The organism is Rhodoglobus sp. GW821-FHT12B09, assembly GCF_058809925.1.
In genome coordinates this window covers 196,287-211,750 of record NZ_JBXATB010000001.1, presented here as the reverse complement: position 1 = coordinate 211,750, position 15,464 = coordinate 196,287, and the positions used below count along the sequence as shown (strand labels likewise).

18 protein-coding genes are annotated in these 15,464 nt (G+C 70.0%); 8 read left to right on the top strand and 10 right to left on the bottom strand.

Going from position 1 to position 15,464, the window contains the following annotated elements:
• Positions 1-10: 10 nt before the first annotated feature.
• Genes AC1RTC_RS01025 through AC1RTC_RS01010 form a run of 4 tightly spaced genes read left to right on the top strand, consistent with a single transcriptional unit; the run spans position 11 to position 4,060 of the window.
• Positions 11-463 carry an NUDIX hydrolase gene (locus AC1RTC_RS01025; protein WP_493153596.1) on the top strand — a complete coding sequence of 151 codons (453 nt, stop codon included), beginning with the start codon at positions 11-13 and terminating at the stop codon, positions 461-463.
• A 9-nt stretch (positions 464-472) separates the two neighbouring features.
• A complete protein-coding gene (locus AC1RTC_RS01020) occupies positions 473-2,806 on the top strand; it encodes an ATP-binding cassette domain-containing protein (protein ID WP_493153595.1) in 2,334 nt (777 codons plus the stop codon).
• A gap of 1 nt (position 2,807) precedes the next feature.
• Complete coding sequence (locus tag AC1RTC_RS01015; protein WP_493153594.1) at positions 2,808-3,230, top strand: DUF1761 domain-containing protein; 423 nt, start codon at positions 2,808-2,810, stop codon at positions 3,228-3,230.
• A complete protein-coding gene (locus AC1RTC_RS01010; RefSeq protein WP_493153593.1) occupies positions 3,218-4,060 on the top strand; it encodes a transposase in 843 nt (280 codons plus the stop codon). Before AC1RTC_RS01015 ends, AC1RTC_RS01010 begins: the two co-directional genes overlap by 13 nt.
• 165 nt (positions 4,061-4,225) lie before the next feature.
• Here AC1RTC_RS01010 and AC1RTC_RS01005 read toward each other — a convergent pair whose 3' ends face one another.
• Positions 4,226-5,020 carry a hypothetical protein gene (locus AC1RTC_RS01005; protein ID WP_493153592.1) on the bottom strand — a complete coding sequence of 265 codons (795 nt, stop codon included), beginning with the start codon at positions 5,018-5,020 and terminating at the stop codon, positions 4,226-4,228.
• 30 nt (positions 5,021-5,050) lie between these two features.
• On the opposite strand from AC1RTC_RS01005, the gene AC1RTC_RS01000 reads away from it, so the two are divergent.
• Complete coding sequence (locus AC1RTC_RS01000; protein ID WP_493153591.1) at positions 5,051-5,839, top strand: alpha/beta fold hydrolase; 789 nt, start codon at positions 5,051-5,053, stop codon at positions 5,837-5,839.
• 75 nt (positions 5,840-5,914) lie between these two features.
• Here AC1RTC_RS01000 and AC1RTC_RS00995 read toward each other — a convergent pair whose 3' ends face one another.
• The 3 genes from AC1RTC_RS00995 to AC1RTC_RS00985 form a co-directional block, all read right to left on the bottom strand.
• Positions 5,915-6,466 carry an OsmC family protein gene (locus AC1RTC_RS00995; RefSeq protein WP_493153590.1) on the bottom strand — a complete coding sequence of 184 codons (552 nt, stop codon included), beginning with the start codon at positions 6,464-6,466 and terminating at the stop codon, positions 5,915-5,917.
• 71 nt (positions 6,467-6,537) lie between these two features.
• Positions 6,538-7,554 carry an alpha/beta hydrolase gene (locus AC1RTC_RS00990; RefSeq protein ID WP_493153589.1) on the bottom strand — a complete coding sequence of 339 codons (1,017 nt, stop codon included), beginning with the start codon at positions 7,552-7,554 and terminating at the stop codon, positions 6,538-6,540.
• Positions 7,555-7,657: 103 nt separating this feature from the next.
• Complete coding sequence (locus AC1RTC_RS00985; RefSeq protein WP_493153588.1) at positions 7,658-8,467, bottom strand: hypothetical protein; 810 nt, start codon at positions 8,465-8,467, stop codon at positions 7,658-7,660.
• Positions 8,468-8,693: 226 nt separating this feature from the next.
• Here AC1RTC_RS00985 and AC1RTC_RS00980 point away from each other — a divergent pair, with 226 nt between their 5' ends.
• Positions 8,694-8,975 (top strand): DUF2277 domain-containing protein, encoded by a 282-nt coding sequence (locus AC1RTC_RS00980; RefSeq protein ID WP_493153587.1) that lies wholly within the window; start codon positions 8,694-8,696, stop codon positions 8,973-8,975.
• Positions 8,976-8,978: 3 nt separating this feature from the next.
• On the opposite strand, the gene AC1RTC_RS00975 is transcribed toward AC1RTC_RS00980, so the two are convergent.
• Both AC1RTC_RS00975 and AC1RTC_RS00970 read right to left on the bottom strand, forming a co-directional pair.
• Positions 8,979-9,359 (bottom strand): hypothetical protein, encoded by a 381-nt coding sequence (locus tag AC1RTC_RS00975; protein WP_493153586.1) that lies wholly within the window; start codon positions 9,357-9,359, stop codon positions 8,979-8,981.
• Between the two features lie 82 nt (positions 9,360-9,441).
• Positions 9,442-9,954 (bottom strand): hypothetical protein, encoded by a 513-nt coding sequence (locus tag AC1RTC_RS00970; RefSeq protein WP_493153585.1) that lies wholly within the window; start codon positions 9,952-9,954, stop codon positions 9,442-9,444.
• Positions 9,955-10,023: 69 nt separating this feature from the next.
• On the opposite strand from AC1RTC_RS00970, the gene AC1RTC_RS00965 reads away from it, so the two are divergent.
• Complete coding sequence (locus AC1RTC_RS00965) at positions 10,024-10,902, top strand: NYN domain-containing protein (protein ID WP_493153584.1); 879 nt, start codon at positions 10,024-10,026, stop codon at positions 10,900-10,902.
• Positions 10,903-10,918: 16 nt separating this feature from the next.
• Here AC1RTC_RS00965 and AC1RTC_RS00960 read toward each other — a convergent pair whose 3' ends face one another.
• The 4 genes from AC1RTC_RS00960 to AC1RTC_RS00945 form a co-directional block, all read right to left on the bottom strand.
• Entirely contained in the window at positions 10,919-11,653 is a 735-nt protein-coding gene (locus AC1RTC_RS00960; RefSeq protein WP_493153583.1) for a hypothetical protein, read from the bottom strand.
• Between the two features lie 189 nt (positions 11,654-11,842).
• The gene (locus AC1RTC_RS00955) at positions 11,843-12,175 is read right to left on the bottom strand and encodes a glutamyl-tRNA amidotransferase (protein WP_493153582.1); all 333 of its coding nucleotides are present in this window, start codon (positions 12,173-12,175) and stop codon (positions 11,843-11,845) included.
• Positions 12,175-13,689, bottom strand: coding sequence for an Asp-tRNA(Asn)/Glu-tRNA(Gln) amidotransferase subunit GatB (gene gatB / locus AC1RTC_RS00950; protein WP_493153581.1), 1,515 nt, complete (start codon positions 13,687-13,689; stop codon positions 12,175-12,177). The genes AC1RTC_RS00955 and gatB overlap by 1 nt, the downstream gene beginning before the upstream one ends.
• Before the next feature lie 9 nt (positions 13,690-13,698).
• On the bottom strand, positions 13,699-14,691 hold the full coding sequence (locus tag AC1RTC_RS00945; protein WP_493153580.1) for an EamA family transporter: 993 nt from the start codon (positions 14,689-14,691) through the stop codon (positions 13,699-13,701).
• Positions 14,692-14,732: 41 nt separating this feature from the next.
• Here AC1RTC_RS00945 and AC1RTC_RS00940 point away from each other — a divergent pair, with 41 nt between their 5' ends.
• Positions 14,733-15,281, top strand: coding sequence for a CGNR zinc finger domain-containing protein (locus tag AC1RTC_RS00940; RefSeq protein WP_493153579.1), 549 nt, complete (start codon positions 14,733-14,735; stop codon positions 15,279-15,281).
• The last annotated feature ends 183 nt before the right edge of the window (positions 15,282-15,464 follow it).

Below are 15,464 nucleotides of genomic sequence, written 5' to 3'. Positions count from 1 at the left end.
CGTCGAGCGCATGGTCGAGTTCAGCGCGGGCATCCTGCTCTACCGCCGGTCGCCGGGCCTCGAGGTGTTCCTCGGCAAGATGGGCGGGCCCTTCTGGGCTCGCAAGGATGCCGCTGCCTGGAGCATCCCGAAAGGCCTGTACACCGACGAGGAGCCGCTGGCCGCAGCCCTGCGCGAGTTCGCCGAGGAGATCGGCGCGCCGGCGCCCGACGCCGAGTACGCGCTGCTCGGCGAGTTCCGGCAGCCGTCGGGCAAGCGGCTCACGGTGTTCGCCGCCGAGGCCGACGCCCGGTTCGTGGCGAGCAACACGTTCGAAGTCGAGTGGCCGCCGCGATCGGGGCGGATGCAGCAGTTCCCCGAGATCCAGACCGCGCAGTGGTTCGACCTCGACACGGCGCGCGAGAAGCTGGTGAAGGGCCAGCTGCCGATACTCGAGAGAATTCTGTCCGCCGTCTCTGGTTAAGTGGACACCGTGAACACAGCCGACTCCCACGACACCATCTCGATCCGCGGCGCGCGCGAGAACAACCTCAAGAACGTCGACGTCGACCTGCCCAAGCGGCGGCTCACCGTCTTCACCGGCGTCTCCGGCTCGGGAAAGTCCAGCCTCGTCTTCGGGACCATCGCCGCCGAGTCCCAGCGGCTCATCAACGAGACGTACAGCGCGTTCCTCCAGGGGCTCATGGCCGCGCCCGGGCGCCCCGACGTCGACGTGATGACCGGCCTCACGACGGCGATCATCGTCGACCAGGAGCGGATGGGCGCCAACTCGCGCTCGACCGTGGGCACCGCCACCGACGCGAACGCCATGCTGCGCATCCTGTTCAGCCGGCTCGGGGAGCCGCACGTCGGCTCGCCGCAGGCGTTCTCGTTCAACATCGCCTCGGCGACCGGCGCCGGGGCGATCTCGGTCGGCGACAAGAAGGCGGAGCGGCGCGAGTTCACCATCACCGGCGGCATGTGCCCGCGGTGCGAGGGCATGGGCAGTGTCACCGACATCGACCTCACGCAGCTGTACGACGACAGCAAGAGCATCGCGGACGGCGCGATCACGATCCCCGGCTACACCGCCGACGGGTGGATGGTGCGCATCTTCGCCGAATCGGGTTTCGTTCCCGGCGACAAGCCGATCCGCGACTTCACCGCGAGGGAGCTGGAGGACTTCCTCTACAAGGAGCCCACCAAGGTGAAGGTCACGAACATGAACCTCACCTACGAGGGCCTGGTTCCCAAGGTGCAGAAGTCGATGCTCTCGAAGGACGTCGAGGCGATGCAGCCGCACATCCGCGCCTTCGTCGAGCGCGCCGTGACGTTCACCGCGTGCCCGGACTGCGGCGGCACCAGGCTCAACGAGGGCGCCCGCTCGTCGAAGATCCGCGGCATCAACATCGCGGAGGCGTGCGCGATGCAGATCAGCGATCTCGCTGAGTGGGTGCGCGGCATCGACTCCCCCGGCATCGCGCCGCTGCTCGCGAACCTGCAGGGCGCCCTCGACTCCTTTGTCGAGATCGGCCTCGGCTACCTCACGCTCGACCGTCCCGCCGGCACGCTCTCGGGCGGGGAGGCGCAGCGCACCAAGATGATCCGGCACCTCGGCTCGAGCCTCACCGATGTCTCCTACATCTTCGATGAGCCCACGATCGGCCTGCACCCGCACGACATCCAGCGGATGAACACCCTGCTCCTGCAGTTGCGCGACAAGGGCAACACCGTGATCGTCGTCGAGCACAAGCCGGAGACCATCGCGATCGCCGACCACATCGTCGACCTCGGCCCGCGCGCGGGCGTCAACGGCGGCGAGATCCAGTTCACCGGCACGGTCGAGGAGCTGCGGACGAGCGGCACCCTCACCGGCAAGCACTTCGACGACCGCGCCGCGATCAAGTCGTCGGTGCGCACTCCGAGCGGGTCGCTTCAGATCCGCAACGCCACGCGCAACAACCTCAAGGATGTCTCGGTCGACGTGCCGCTCGGAGTCCTCACCGTCATCACCGGCGTCGCCGGGTCGGGCAAGAGCTCGCTCATCCACGGGTCGCTGCCGACGGACGCCGACGTCATCTCCGTCGACCAGACCCCGATCCGCGGGTCCCGCCGCAGCAACCCGGCGACCTATACGGGGCTGCTCGACCCGATCCGCGCTGCGTTCGCGAAGGCGAACGGCGTGAAGCCGGCCCTCTTCTCCGCGAACTCCGAAGGCGCGTGCCCCACCTGCAACGGCAACGGGGTCATCTACACCGACCTCGGCGCGATGGGCAGCATCGCGAACGTCTGCGAGGTGTGCGAGGGCAAGAGGTTCCAGGCGGAGGTGCTCGAGTACACGCTCGGCGGCAGGAACATCGCCGACGTGCTCGCGATGTCAGTGACCGAGGCGGAGGAGTACTTCGCCGAGAACGGTGTGAAGGCGGCGCACGCGATCCTCGCCCGCATGGTCGATGTGGGGCTGGGATACCTCAGCCTCGGCCAGCCCCTGACCACGCTGTCGGGCGGCGAGCGCCAGCGCCTCAAGCTCGCGATCAACATGGCCGAGAAGGGCGGCATCTACGTCCTGGACGAGCCGACCACGGGCCTGCACCTCGCCGACGTGGAGCAGCTCCTCGGGCTGCTCGACCGCCTCGTCGACTCCGGCAAGTCGGTGATCGTGATCGAGCACCATCAGGCCGTGATGGCGCACGCCGACTGGATCATCGACATCGGCCCGGGCGCCGGCCACGACGGCGGCAGCGTCGTCTTCGAGGGGACGCCCGCCGCGCTGGTCGCCGACGCGTCGACACTGACCGGAAAGCACCTGAAGGAGTACGTTTCCTAGCATGAACGCACCCTCGATCAACTACATCGCCGTAGTACTCGCCACGCTCTCGAGCATGGTCATCGGCTCCATCTGGTACACGCCGAAGGTGTTCGGCAACTACTGGATGAAGGCCGCGGGCATCACGCCGTCCGGCAACGCGAAGGACGCCGTCCGGCCCATCGTCATCACCGTCATCGTGAGCTTCATCACGGCCTGGGTGCTCGCGGGCGCCGTCTCCATCTCCTTCGAGTTCTACGGCGGCAGCTTCCTCGTGAACTCCCTGCTCACCGCGCTGATCCTGTGGGCCGGATTCACCGCGGCGAGGTTCATCACCCACGACGCGTTCGACGGCCGCCCGACCGGTCTCACCGTGCTCAACGTGGCGCACGAGCTCGTGACCATCATGGTCATGGCTCTCATCATCGGGGTGTGGCCGGCCTGAAGCTCACACTCGCGTCCCTAGCCGACCCGCTCTACGCCCTCGCGCCGGCGGAGTTCACCGCCGCTCGCAACGCCGCCGCGCGGGAGGTGAAGGACTCCGCCGACCTCGAGCTCGCGGCCCGCGTGCAGGAGCTCAAGAAGCCGTCGCCGGCGGCGTGGGCGGTGAACCTCCTCGCGCGCCAGCGGGCCGACGAGCTCGAGCAGCTGGCCGAGCTCGGGGAGACCATGCGCGAAGCACAGGAGGAGCTCGACCGCGCACAGCTCGGGGAGCTCACCCGGCAGCGGCGAGCGCTGGTCAACGCGCTCGCGAGGGAGGCATCCCGGCTCGCGTCGGAGGCGCGCCACAACCTCACCGCGACCGTCGTCGAGGAGGTCGCGAAGACCCTGCAGGCGGCGCTGAACGATCCCGCGGCCGCGGCGGCAGTGCGCAGCGGCCGCCTGGTTCGCGGCCTCGAGGCGACCGGTGTCGAGCCGGTCGACCTCACGGATGCGGTGGCGGCGCCGTCAGCCTCTATGGTGTCCGCTCCCCGCCCTGCAGCCGAGCGGAAGGCCGTGCGCGACCTGGCAGCCGTGCGGGCTGCGAAGGAGGCCGAGAAGAGGGCCGAGGAGGCCGAGCTCGAGGTGCGCGGCATCGAGCGCAGCATCTCGGACGTGGAGACCCGCCGGGCGCGGCTCGAGTCTCGCCTCGCCGACCTCGAGGAGCAGGTGAGCGCGCTCGAGGACGAGCTGCGCGAATCGGACCGCGACCTGCGCGCACTCGGCCGCGATCGCGACCGCGCGGCGCGGCGCTCGGCCGACCTCCGGGCCGAGGCCGCCCGGCTGGTTGAGTAGGGCGCTCTGGCGCACGTATCGAAACCCCCGCCCAGCTGGTTGAGTAGGGCGCTCTGGCGCACGTATCGAAACCCCCGCCCGGCTGGTTTCGATACGGCCGCGGGCGGCCTACTCAACCCGCCCAGCTGGTTTCGATACGGCCGCGGGCGGCCTACTCAACCCGCCCTAGGCCAGCCAGGCGTTCACGATCAGGTCGCCGCGGATCTCCCGCAGCCTGTCGAGCACGCGGTCCACGGTGCGGGCCGAGGTGCCGCCGTGCACGTCGTACGGGCCGATCGGCTTGAGCTTGCCGGTGCGCACCCGGACCACCTCCCAGTGCGCGGCGCGCAGCAGGCGGTCTTTCCGGAGGTCGACGAGCTCCCGCTTCCCGACGTGCTCGAGGCCGTCGCGCCCCGTCGTGTCGTACTCGATGGCCACCCGCAGGTCGGGCAGCACGATGTCGGGCCACACCTCGAGGTGCGTGAAGAAGGCGCGCGGAACCCGGACGGCGTTCGCCGTGCCCAACGGGAGCCGGGAGAGCAGCTTCTGGCGCAGCAGGTCTTCGGCGGCGGAGGCCGGGCGCGGGGCGCACTCGCTGTGGAAGGCCTCTCCCACGACGTACCGGTCGGCGACGGACGTGGCGCACAGCGTTGAGCGCGGCGTGGCGGGCCGGCCGGCGCCGGCGAGCGCCGTGCACTCCGGACACCACGTCGACCGGCGCCGCGACCGCCCGGGCCGCAGCCGCTGCTCGCTGGGTGTCGCCACGAACAGGTGCCCCATGTCGCACTGCCACAGCAGCCAGACATCGGCGGCCGGCGGCACCTGCGACAGCACGATGCCGCGGTTGAGGTCGGGGTGGAACTGGTTCACGAGCACCGGGTAGGTCTCCCAGAACTCGCGGTAGGAGCCGACCGGGTACGGCACGCGCGCGCCCTTCGAGCGCTGACGGCGCGCCCACCAGGTCTCGACATGCTCCGGCACAACGCCACGGTACGTCCGGCAGCCGACACAATGGATGCCATGCCGAACCCGGACGCCCCAGCCCCGCGCGCGGTGGTCGCCGCCGACGGCACGAAGATCGCCACCTACGAGTGGGGCGAGCCCGATGCGTCCACCGTCCTGCTCGTGCACGGCTTCGCGTCGAGCGCCCTCGGCAACTGGAACCTGACCGGGTGGGTGCGCGACCTGCTGCGTGCCGGGTTCCATGTGATCGCGATCGACCAGCGCGGTCACGGGGCCAGCGACAAGCCGCACCATCCGGAGCAGTACAGCATGGCCATCCTCGCGGACGATGTGCTCTCGGTGCTCGACACCTTCCTGCTCGACGAGGTGCAGTACGTGGGCTACTCGCTCGGCGCGAGGGTCGGCTGGAAGGCGGCGCGCGAGTTCCCGCACCGCATCACCCGGGCGGTTCTGGGGGGCATTCCGGACGGCGACCCGCTCACGCGGTTCCGCCTCGACGAGGCGCGGCGGTTCATCGCCGACGGCACCCCTCTGGAGGACGCGCTCACGGCGGCGTACGTGCAGATGGCCGCGGGCATCCCGGGCAACGACCTCACCGCGCTGATCGCACTCGTCGAGGGCATGCGCGACGGCGAGCAGCCGACCGTCGAGAACGCGCCCTCGCAGCCGCTGCTGTTCGCCACGGGCAGCGAGGACCGCATCCTCGAGAAGTCACGGGCGCTGTGCGCGGCGAGCCCGGATGGCACGTTCTTCGAGATCCCCGGTCGCAACCACTTCAACGCCCCGACCTCGCGGCAGTTCCGGGAGGCGGCGCTGGGTTTCCTGCGGGTTGAGTAGGCCGCCCGCGGCCGTATCGAAACCTCACAACCGGTTTCGATACGCGCGCTGGAGCGCGCTACTCAACCCACGGCGCTACCCCTTCGTGACCGAGGCGGTCACCGGAGTCGGGTTCGCGAACAGGTCGAGCACCGGGCAGTGCGCGTCCACGGCGGCGCGCAGCTCGTTGTAGCGCTCCTGGGTCTCGGGGCCCGTGATGGTGATAGCGAGGTCGATGGAGGTGAAGCCGGCGCGCGGGCCCCCGTCGATACCGAACAGGGTCCGTGCGTCGAGCTGCCCGGTCGCGTCGATGGCGATGTCGTCGACCACGATGCCGAGCGCCTGCGCGTAAAGGCGGTAGACGACGACCTGGCAGGAGATGAGCGCTCCGAGCGCGTACTCGACGGGGCTCGCCGCGACGTCGTCACCGGCGAGGGCGGCCGGCTCGTCGACGACGAACTCGTGCTTGCCCGCACTGATGGCGGTCGCGACCGCGCCCTTGCCGACGCCGCGCACGCGGTAGGCGAGCTGGGCCGCCGTGGCATCGGCGGTGATGCGCGAGCCCCAGGCCGCTCCGGCCTCGGTCAGGCGGGCGGCGCGCTCGTCGGGGGTGGTCGTCGGGACGGTGGTGTCGGAGAGGAGAGTCATGGGCACGACGTTAGAGGCGCGCCGCGGCATCCGGGCATCTATGACGCCAGATGAATCTGTGTGACGAAGTGTTAGCCCGTCACGCGGTCCAGGAACGCGACAGTCTTCTCCAGGGCGGCCTGGGCGTCCGCGAAGTCGAGGTGGAACTGGTACTCGTGCGGCAGCGACGGCTCGTGGTCCTCCGGGTAGAAGACGCTCGTGACGGGCACGCCGAGGTCGGTGAGCTTCGCCGCGAGCTTCTCCGACTGCGCGGGGGTGAGCGGGTCGCCGTTGCCGCCCGAGATCCAGGTCTCCGGGAAGTCGGCGGTCACGTAGTCGAGCGTCGACATCTGCTCGCCGCCGGGGGTGTTCGACCAGTCCTTCTCCCCCAGGTACGCCCAGAGGGCGACGCGGAATCCCCAGCCGCCGATGCCGGGCGCATTGGGGATGCCGCTCACGTCGTAGATGCCGCAGTTGAGGATGACCGCCCGCAGCTGCTCCTTGGTGAGGGCGGGTTCGATCCCCACGGTCGAGGCGTACTCCGGCGACGTGGTGAGAGTGGCGAGCTGGCTCGTGAGGTTCGCACCCGCGGAGTCGCCGGCGATCACGATCCGGCCGGGGTCGATGTTGTACTCGTCGGCGTGCTCGACCAGGAAGCCGAGCGCGTCGTTGAGCTGGGTGAGCGCCGTCGGGTACGTCGCCTCCGGCCCGACCGTGTAGTTGAGGCTCACTGTCGTGTAGCCGCGGCCGGCGAGGATCTGCACGTACGGCCGCACGTTCTCCTTGTCGCCGGAGATCCAGGCGCCGCCGTGGATCCACACGACAGTCGCCAGTGGGCCGGATGCCCCCGCCGGCGTGAACACGTCGAGCGAGGTGTCCGTTCCGGACGGACCGTACGAGACGTCGAGGTGCTCGTCGAGAGCCGTATCCGGGACGTACGGCAGCATCTCCTTCACGGTGTCCGCGGCGCCCTTCTCGAACATCGCGCGGATGAGCAGCGCCGCCGGCCAGGGGCTCAGCGTCCAGACGAGGGCGGCGATCACGCCGAGCGCGAGCGCGCCCGCCGGGATCACGCGGGAGGGGCGACGGAACCACGGTTTCTTAGCCACACCTTCACCCTATGGGGCGCCCTCGCCGCGCGAGACGTCAAGAAATGCCCCAAATCGGGGTTGGTGGGAGCATCTTCTGCGGGTTCGCGGGCGCCGCGGGGCGCTAGCTCCCGCGCTTGATCTTCCCGCCGATCTTCGCGAGGGCCTGCGCGTAGCTCTCCGTGAGCAGCGTGATCGCGTCCGGCGTGATCTCCGCTCCCCCGCCGAGCCGGTCGCCGAGCTCGTTCAGCGACGTGATGCCCGAGGCGAGCTTGGGCGACATCTTCTTCTTCTCGACGAGGCCCCGCACGACGGACGGGATCGACAGCGAGGCCGGCACGTCGTGATCCTGGGCGAGCTTGCGCACCTCCAGCTCGAGGGCGATGCGGCTCTGGAGCAGGCGGAGCCGGGCGTCCGCCACCCCCGCCTTCTCGAAGAGCGGGCGCGAGAGGTCGGGAGCCTCGGTCGCCGACACGATGTCCTGCTTCACGGCCTTGGCCTCGCCCTCGTCGATCGGGGTGCTGCGCACGCCCGCCGCCGCGACTCGGCGCAGCCAGTACTCGCCGAGCAGGATGCGCTGGGTCGCGAACGCGAGGAACAGCGACGCGAGGGTGATGAGCAGCAGCTGCACCACGATCACCGCGACCCTGCTGCCGAGGAACGGCTGGTCGACCGCGGCGCTGGCGGGCGAGGTCGTCACGAGGACGGAGCCCTGCTCGCCGCCCTCGGTGACCGTGGTCTCGGTGACGATGCGCGGCGCGAGCGTCGGCCGGCTCGGCGGGTTCGTCGTGGTGACCGTCTGGGTCGTGGCGGCTCCCGGTACGGGGCTGGACACCACAGTCGTGCTCATCGACGTGGGCGGTGCTGCCGGCGCTGGAGCCGTGGCCCCGATCGCCATGAGCGCGATCCCCGCGAGGAAGGCTGCGCCGCCCACCCCTGCGGCGATGCGATCGACCCTGTCTCGTGAACCATTCCCCAGCACTGGCACGGCGCTCCCCGATCCTCGCGCGGCTTTCGGATCCGCGCGACTTTCGTGCAATTGTCACCCGGCCGCGCGCAAATCGGGGTACGTGTCGCTCAGGCTTAGGTTGAGGGAGAGGGTTTCGATACGGCCCTGGCGGGCCTACTCAACCCGCCGGCGCCGGACTACCGTGGAGGCCATGTGCAGAAACATCCACGTCCTCCACAACTTCGAGCCCGCGGCCAACCACGACGAAGTGCACGCGGCCGCCCTCCAGTACGTGCGGAAGGTCAGCGGCTCGACGAAGCCCGCCAAGGCCAACCAAGAGGCCTTCGACCGGGCAGTGGCCGAGATCGCCCACATCACGCAGCACCTGCTCGAGGACCTCGTCGCGTTCGGACCGCCCAAGGACCGCGAGGTCGAGGCGGCGAAGGCGAAGGAGCGGTCGCTGAAGCGCTTCCCGGAGCGCGCGACCGCCTGACTCTCAGGCCGAGCGGCCCGCGATCGCGATGAGCACGCGGTCCGCGATGTGGGGAGCCTCGGCGGGGGCGGCGAGCGGAACGCTGAAGGCGGCGGTGCGCCCGGCGACGAGAGCCGTGACATCCATGGCGCCGTCGTCGATGCCGATGGCCGCCAGCTGGCCCAGGCGCAGCGTGAGCACGGGAGACTCGGCCCAGATGACGAGCCCGTCGCCGCTGACGGCGATCGAGAGGGCGGACTGGTCGCCGGTCATCGCCGTGTGGCCGAGCAGGGCGCGGATGCGGTCGAGCTCGCGCACGACCTCCGCCGTGCCGACGCCGCCGAACACGATCGCCTCCGGATAGAGCGCGCGCAGGCCGTCATGCAGCCGAACGACTTTCCCCACAGTGCCGCCTCCCCGGTAAGCACTTCAAGACTCACAGGATGCCCCGGCCAGCGCTGCCCCCAAAACGCGGCGCGGCGCGTGCCTAGGAGGCGGGCACCAGGCCGACTGCCGCGACGAACCGGCTGTCGGACTCGATGCGCATCGTGACCGCGCCGCCCGCCGAGAACGTCGGGCTCTGAGTCGTCGCCGTGACGATGCCGGTGGGCGGGGTCTCGCCGCAGTAGGCCTCGTACGCGACCGGGGCGCGGCCGTCCGCGAAGGTGAGGGTCACGTCGACACTGTCGCTCGCGTCGGTGGCGCAGGTGACGCGCAGCAGCCAGGTGCCCTCGGCCAGGTCGAACGAGACGTTCTCGCCCTCCCCGGCGATGTGCGCAGTGGAGAACCGGATGCTCGGCTCGCGGGTGTCGTCCGCGAAGTGGTCCAGCTGGTCCAGCAGGAAGTCGGTGCCGGGCAGCGGCAGCATCGCGGGCGGGGTCGTCGACGGGGTCGGAGTGGGGGCCACCGTCGGCACCGGCATCGGCTCGGCGCTCGAGCAGCCGGCGAGAGCGAGCGCGGCGAGGGCGGGTACGGCGAGTGCGGCGATGACCTGTCTCATCTGTTCCACGCTACGTCGTGCCGCTGGGAGGTTCCACTACCGGGGCGCCCCGGGTGCCAGACTTAGCCCATGGCCGAAGCAAACGAGACCCGCGTTGCCGTGTACATCGACTTCGACAACGTGGTGATCTCCCAGTACGACCACGAGCACGGGCGCGGCAGCTTCATCAAGGAGAAGGCGCGCACCGCAACCGGCGACACCGCGGGCAAGCTCGAGGAGGCGACAGTCGATATCGGCGCGATCCTGGACTACGCGTCATCCTTCGGAGCCCTCGCCATCACGCGCGCCTACGCCGACTGGGCCGCGCCCGCCAACACGCGCTATCAGAAGCAGCTGATCAACCGCGCTGTCGACCTGGTGCAGCTCTTCAACACGTCGGGCACGAAGAACGGCGCGGACATCCGCCTCGCGATCGACGTGGTCGAGGACCTCTTCCGCATCGAGGACATCTCCCACGTCGTGATCGTCGCCGGAGACTCCGACTACATCCCGCTCGCCCAGCGCGCCCGGCGGATGGGCCGCGTGGTCGTGGGCATCGGCGTCGAGGGCTCGACGAGCTCGGCGTTCAAGAACGCCTGCGACGAGTTCTCCTACTACGAGCAGGTCGCGCAGTTGAACGTGGTGGAGCCGCCGGCCGAGGTCACCCCGGAGGTCGCGCCGAAGAAGACCGCGCGCAGGGCCTCCGCCGAGGCCAGCGTCACCGCCGCCGATCCGCAGCGGGAGGCGAGCAAGGTGCTCCAGCGGGCGATGGAGGCGCGCAAGAACGACGACGTGGACGGGTGGGTCGTGGCATCCGCCCTCAAGCAGCAGATCAAGCGCCTCGACGCCGGCTTCGACGAGAAGAAGCTCGGCTTCAAGTCGTTCACCGACTTCATCAAGGCGAACGCGTCGCTCGTGGAGCTGCAGGAGGACGGGCAGAACCGGCGGGTGCGGCTGAAGTCGCGGTGATACTGAGGAGCCCGCGCTAGTCCGCCTTCACCAGCTCGATCAGCAGGCTCGCCACGGTGGTGGCACCGCCCACGCCCTGGCTGATCGTGATCGACGAGGAGTTGGTCCCCGAAGCACGAAGGGTCATCATCTCGCCCGCCGACACGTGGATGAGCGTGGTGAGCCCGATGAGGCTCGTGCCGGTGTCCCGGCCGGAGGTCGTGTAGGGCAGGAGAACGCCCTGCACCGACATGGCGAGCTGGCCGGGCTCGTTCACGGGAACCTGGTAGCTCACGCGGTAGGTGCCCGCGATGGTGAGCTGGAAGTCGTACGGCGTAACCCGGACGATGTGCGTGCTCGTCGAGGGTCCGTCGTGCGGGAAGGTGACCTCGGCCCCGGCCGCGATCGGCGCCAGGTTGTCTCCGGGCATCACCGCGTAGAACAGCGCGGACTCGCCCGACCCCGGTGCGCCAGCCACTCCGGGCGCGCCCACTGGTCCGACGGCCCCCGCGACGCCGGTCGCGCCGCGCGGGCCGGCAGCTCCTGCAGGTCCTTGCGCTCCGGATGCCCCGCGCTCACCGGTCGCGCCGTCAGCGCCCTTCGGCCCGGGCACGCCCTGCGGCCCCTGTGCCCCCGCGGCCCCGTCGGCCCCCTGCGCTCCCACCGGACCTGCAGGCCCGGCCGGACCGGTCACGCCCGTCGGCGCGCACGCCGCCAGGGGAATTACGAGAGCAAGCGCTGCGACGCCCAGGAACAGTTGTGATGCGCGCACGGTGGTGCCCTTCGTCGGTGCTACCTGTGCTCACTGTAGACGGCCCACCAGCCCACCGGCCTCCACCTGCGCCGTTTTCTGACTGAACGATCCGCCGTTGCGGAGGACGCCACGCCGCGCATACCGGGCCGGCGGGCGCGTCTGCGGCGCGTCGTCCTCCGCAACCGGCCTCCGCCCCTCGGGGCTGTGTCAGTCGAGCTCGACCCGAGTGCCGAGCCCGAACTCCCCGGCATCGGAGTCCGTGACCATGGCGAACGCGCCGGTCGGCACCCCGGGCATCCGGGCGATGCGGGCCGCCGCTGCGAGAAGCGACGCCTCCGAGGCGCCGTGGAGGAAGAAGACGTAGTTGTCGCCGAACTCCTCGCCGTCCTCGTACTGGGCGGCGCCGTCGGCGGCGGGGTCGTCCTCGAGGTCGGCCAGGAACTCGGAGACCTCGTCGATCCACGGGAAGGGCTCCTCGCCCTCCTCCAGCTCTTTCGGGAGCGAGAGGGGGATGTGCACCTCGACGACGAGCTCGGACACTACTGCTGCGCCCGCTCGAGCACGAGCTCGCGCACGCGGGCCGCGTCGGCGGTGCCCTTCATGGCCTTCATCACCGCGCCGATGACGGCGCCGGCGGCCTGCACCTTGCCCTCGCGGATCTTCTCGAGCACGTCCGGCTGGGCGGCCAGCGCCTCGTCGATCGCGGCGAGCAGAGCGGTGTCGTCCGAGACGACGGCCAGGCCGCGCGACTTCACGACCTCGCCGGGCGAGCCCTCCCCCGCGACGACGCCCTCGAGCACCTGGCGGGCGAGCCGGTCGGTGAGGTCGCCGTTCTCGATCATGGCCACGAGCTCGCTGACGTGCAGCGGGGAGACGAGCGAAGAGGCGTCGACGGATGCCGTGTTCGCGAGCCGCGCGATCTCACCCGTCCACCACTTGCGGGCCTGAGCAGGGGCTGCTCCCGCCGCGACCGTCTCCTCCACCTCGACGAGAAGGCCGGAGTTGAGCACATCCTGGAACTCGAGGTCGGTGAATCCCCAGGCCTCCTGCAGTCTCTTCTTACGAAGGGACGGCGCCTCGGGGAGGGCGGCGCGCAGCTCCTCGATCAGCTCGAGCGAAGGTTCAACGGGAAGGAGGTCGGGCTCTGGGAAGTAACGGTAGTCGTCGGCGTCGCTCTTGGGGCGGCCGGCCGAGGTCACCCCCGTGTCCTCGTGCCAGTGACGGGTCTCCTGGATGATCGTGCCGCCCTTTTCCAGGATCGCCGCCTGGCGCTGGATCTCGTAGCGGATCGCCCGCTCGACGGACCGGAGGGAGTTCACGTTCTTCGTCTCCGTGCGCGTGCCGAGCTTGCCGGAGCCGCGGGGGCTGAGCGAGATGTTGGCGTCGCAGCGGAGGTTTCCGCGCTCCATCTTCGCCTCGGAGATGCCGAGGGACACGACGATGTCGCGGATGGCGGAGACGTACGCCTTGGCGAGCTCAGGGGCATCCGCCTCGGCGCCGGTGATCATCTTCGTGACGATCTCGACGAGCGGGACGCCCGCGCGGTTGTAGTCGACGAGCGAGTACTCGGCACCCTGGATGCGGCCGGTCGCCCCGCCCACGTGGGTGAGCTTGCCGGCGTCCTCCTCCATGTGCGCGCGCTCGATCTCGACCGTGAAGGTCTTGCCGTTGGCGAGCTCCACCTCGACCTGGCCGTCGAACGCGATCGGCTCGTCGAACTGGCTGATCTGGTAGTTCTTCGCGAGGTCCGGGTAGAAGTAGTTCTTGCGGGCGAAACGGCTGGAGGGCGCGATCGAGCAGCCGAGCGCGAGGCCCAGGCTGATCGAGTACTTGATCGCCTGCTCGTTCACCACCGGCAGGGATCCCGGCAGCCCCAGGTCGACCGGGGTGATGGTCGTGTTCGGCTCGTGGGGCTCGTTGCCGGCCGCGGCGGGGTTCGGGGCATCCGAGAACATCTTCGTCTGCGTGTTGAGCTCGACGTGCACCTCGAAGCCGAGCACCGGCTCGTACAGTTCGAGGGCCTTGTCGTAGTCCATCAGTTCAGCTTTAGCCACCTGACGATTCTACGGGCGCGCCTGCGGTTCCAAATCCGGTAGGTGCTCGCCCACGGGCTCGACGGCTGCGGGCATCTCCAGCGGCTCGACGGGCACGGCCGCGCGGCGCTCGGAGTACACGAGCACGATGCCGGCGAGGATGAGCGCTCCCCCGAGGAACTGCGACAGGGTGAGCGTCTCGCCGAGCAGCAGCCACGCGAACACGGTGGCGAACACGACCTCGAGCAGCGCGATGAACGACATGAGGCGCGAGCCGAGCAGGCCGGTCGCGATGATGCTCGCGGCGTAGCCGATCGCGGTCGCGAAGATCACCACAATGCCGAGCGGCACCCACCACGGTGCCACTCCGCCAAGGAAGGGCACGTCCGTGAAGACCATCGTGAAAGGCACGGCGCGCAGCCCGCCCACCGCGAACAGCGTGAGGGAGCCCAGGAACAGGCCCGCCCAGGCGAGAGCGACACCCGGGAGGCCCTCGTTCGGCCTGGCGGCGATGAGGTAGTAGCCGGCCGCGCCGATCGCGGCGAGGAAGGCGAATAGGACGCCGAGCAAGTCGACCGACGCGAGCGCGCCCGGGCCGATCACCAGGACGAGCCCGGCGATCGCCACGGCGGAGCCGAGGAGCACGACCACGCGCGGCATCCTCCGGGTGCGCGCCCACGCGAACAGCACGAGCAGCACCGGGGCGGTGTACTCGACGAGAATGGCGGTGCCGACGGGAATCCGCTGCACGGCCATGAAGTAGAGCAGCTGGCAGCCGGCCACGCCGATGAGGGCCATCCCGAGCACGCGCCAGCGGCCGCGCCACAGCGCCGCCCACCGGCCGCGCAGGGCGACAACCGCGAAGGGCGTGAGCAGGATGCTGCCCGCCAACGCTCGCAGCGCGACCGCCGCCGCGGGGCTCCAGCCGGCCTCGAACAGCGGCTTCACGAACGCCCCGGACGTGCCGAACGCGAGCGACGCGAGGACGGCGATCACGATGCCCTGGGCGGTCTTTGTCTTCATGGTGAGCCTGACGGTACTCTGGTCGAGAATAAGGAGTCAAATTGCTTTTTGCCCCTGACACGATCGCCACGCTCGAGTTCACCGTGGCGCTCGCGAACACCCATCCCGCAGCCTCGAAGAGCGGGCTGGATGAGATCGCGACAGCCCCGGAGCTGACCGCACTGGTCGACGAGTACAACTACACCGGGCGGTTCGACCGGGACGAGGCCGAGCTCGCCGAGGTGCAGCAGACGCGGGAGCTCATCCGCGGCTTCTGGAGCCTCGACCGGGACGCGGCGGCGCTCGAGGTGAACCGCATGATGCGCGAGGCGAACGCGATGCCGTACCTGATCCGGCACGACGAGTACGACTGGCACCTGCACGCGACGGCCCCCGACGCGCCCCTCGCCGAGCGCATCCGTGTGGAGGTGGGTCTCGCGCTCATGGACGTGATCCGCTCCGACGAGACCCAGCGGATGCGCGTGTGCGACGCGCCCGACTGCGAGGGCGTGCTCGTCGACCTCTCCCGCAACGGGTCCAAGCGGTTCTGCAGCGTGCGGTGCGGCAATCGCGTGAACCAGGTCGCGTACCGGTCTCGGCTGGTTGAGTAGGGGCCTTGGGGCCGTATCGAAGCCACGCAGTCGAGTAGCCGGTTTCGATACAGGCGCCAGAGCGCCTTACTCAACCCACCGGGTTTCGATACAGGCGCCAGAGCGCCTTACTCAACCCACCGGGTTTCGATACAGGCACCAGAGCGCCTTACTCAACCCACCGGGTTTCGATACAGGCGCCAG